General features: G+C 50.9%; 1 rRNA gene. It reads right to left on the reverse strand.

From position 1 onward, the window contains the following. Window positions 1-94: 94 nt before the first annotated feature. Window positions 95-2,982: ribosomal RNA gene (locus DXC57_RS09045) — 23S ribosomal RNA — on the reverse strand. Window positions 2,983-3,074: the final 92 nt, after the last annotated feature.

Genomic DNA, 3,074 nt, shown 5'->3' on the forward strand with positions numbered 1-3,074 from the left:
CTTCAAAACTGCACACTGAATTTCTTCTACTCTCTATCTTTCATCCTTCAGGAAATAACTTCCTCTTACCTATCCAATTCTTAACCATATCCTTTTGGTTAAGCCCTCGACCGATTAGTAACAGTCAGCTTCACGTATTACTACGCTTCCACCTCTGCCCTATCTACCTCGTCGTCTTCAAGGGGTCTTACTACTTGCGTATGGGATATCTCATCTTGAGGGGGGCTTCACGCTTAGATGCCTTCAGCGTTTATCCCGTCCCGGCTTGGCTACTCTGCCATGAGCTTGATAGCTCAACAGATACACCAGAGGCCAGTCCACCCCGGTCCTCTCGTACTAAGGGCAGCTCCTCTCAAATATCCTACGCCCGCGCCGGATAGGGACCGAACTGTCTCACGACGTTCTGAACCCAGCTCGCGTACCGCTTTAATGGGCGAACAGCCCAACCCTTGGGACCTACTTCAGCCCCAGGATGCGATGAGCCGACATCGAGGTGCCAAACCACTCCGTCGATGTGAACTCTTGGGAGTGATAAGCCTGTTATCCCCAGGGTAGCTTTTATCCGTTGAGCGATGGCAATCCCACTTTCTACCACCGGATCACTAAGTCCTACTTTCGTACCTGCTCGACCCGTCGGTCTCGCAGTCAAGCTCCCTTCTGCCTTTGCACTCTTTGAATGGTTTCCAACCATTCTGAGGGAACCTTTGAGCGCCTCCGATACCCTTTCGGAGGCGACCGCCCCAGTCAAACTCCCCACCTGACATTGTCCCACCTCCGGGTCACGGAGGTTGGTTAGAAATCCAGTACCACAAGGGTGGTATCCCAACAGCGACTCCGACAAGACTGGCGTCCTGTCCTCTTCGTCTCCCACCTATCCTGTACATGCAGTACCGAATCCCAGTATCAAGCTAGAGTAAAGCTCCATGGGGTCTTTCCGTCCTGGCGCAGGTAACCAGCATCTTCACTGGTATTTCAATTTCACCGGGTGCATTGTCGAGACAGCGCTCAAATCATTACGCCTTTCGTGCGGGTCGGAACTTACCCGACAAGGAATTTCGCTACCTTAGGACCGTTATAGTTACGGCCGCCGTTTACTGGGGCTTAGATTCAAAGCTTCGATTGCTCTAACCTCTCCTCGTAACCTTCCAGCACCGGGCAGGCGTCAGCCCATATACCTCACCTTTCGGTTTCGCATAGACCTGTGTTTTTGCTAAACAGTTGCTTGAGCCTATTCTCTGCGGCCACATCTCTGTGGCACCCTTTATCCCGAAGTTACAGGGTCATTTTGCCGAGTTCCTTAACAATGCTTCTCCCGCCGGCCTTAGGATTCTCTCCTCATCCACCTGTGTCGGTTTACGGTACGGGTACATATCACGCAATAGCGGCTTTTCTCGACAGCTCGAATCCCGGACTTCGCTACTTTAATTCGCTCCGCATCACGTCTTCGGCTTACTAAGCGGATTTGCCAGCTTAGCACCTACCTCGCTTGCCCTGGTATCTTCATTCCCAGGTTCCGGTATCTCTCTGTGTCCCCACAGTTCTGATGATATGCAGTACAGGAATTTCAACCTGTTATCCATCGACTACGTCTTTCGACCTCGCCTTAGGCCCCGACTTACCCAGAGCAGATCAGCTTTACTCTGGAAACCTTAGATATTCGGCCTGGAGGATTCCCACCTCCATCTCGCTACTCATTCCGGCATTCTCTCTTCTTAAAAATCCACAGCTCCTTATCGGTACTGCTTCGTCTCTTTAAGAATGCTCCTCTACCAATGTATAATTACATTCCTAAGCTTCGGTGTTGTGTTTTAGCCCCGGACATTTTCGGCGCAGGACCTCTCGACTAGTGAGCTATTACGCACTCTTTGAATGTGTGGCTGCTTCTGAGCCAACATCCTAGTTGTCTTCGAAATCCCACATCCTTTTCCACTTAACACACACTTTGGGACCTTAGCTGTAGGTCTGGGCTCTTTCCCTTTTGACTACCCAACTTATCTCGTGCAGTCTGACTCCCGTACATCATTTATGCGGCATTCGGAGTTTGATATTCTTCGGTAGACTTTGACGCCCCCTAGGAAATTCAGTGCTCTACCTCCGCTAAACTAATACGAGGCTAGCCCTAAAGCTATTTCGAGGAGAACCAGCTATCTCCGGGTTCGATTGGAATTTCTCCCCTATCCACACCTCATCGCCACCCTTTTCAACGGATGTGCGTTCGGTCCTCCATTCCCTTTTACGGGAACTTCAACCTGGACATGGATAGGTCACCCGGTTTCGGGTCTGCACATGCTGACTTCACGCCCTATTAAGACTCGCTCTCGCTTCGGCTCCGGAGCTTTACTCCTTAACCTCGCCAGCATCCGCAACTCGCCGGACCGTTCTACAAAAAGTACGCGGTTGCACCTTAACGTGCTTCCACAGCTTGTAAACACAGGGTTTCAGGTTCTCTTTCACTCCCCTCCCGGGGTCCTTTTCACCTTTCCTTCACAGTACTATGCGCTATCGGTCACTAAGGAGTATTTAGCCTTGGGGGGTGGTCCCCCCGAATTCCCGCAAGGTTCCACGTGTCTCGCGGTACTCTGGATCCTGCCGCTGCTTATCGTTTTCATGTACGAGGCTTTCACTCTCTCTGGCCGGTCTTTCCAGGACCGTTCCATTAACGAATCAGCTCACTTATGCAGTCCGTAACCCCAGAGTGCACGCACTCTGGTTTGGGCTCTTCCCATTTCGCTCGCCGCTACTTTGGGAATCGATGTTTCTTTCTCTTCCTCCGCCTACTTAGATGTTTCAGTTCAGCGGGTTCCCTTCCATACGTTATGTATTGGCGTATGGATGACTGAGGGCTTCTCAGCCGGGTTTCCCCATTCAGATATCTCCGGATCAATGGATATTTGCTCCTCCCCGAAGCTTTTCGCAGCTTATCACGTCTTTCATCGGCTCTTAGTGCCAAGGCATCCACCCTGCGCTCTTATTAGCTTAACCAATTGATTCACACCGCGGGTACGGTGTTCCTCTCAGATGCATAGCGTTGCATCTTTGGTTTATGGTGTTTACAATTAATAATTGCTTGTTTT

Source organism: Clostridium sp. TF06-15AC, from assembly GCF_003481165.1.
Classification (GTDB): Bacteria; Bacillota; Clostridia; order Lachnospirales; family Lachnospiraceae; genus Otoolea; species Otoolea fessa.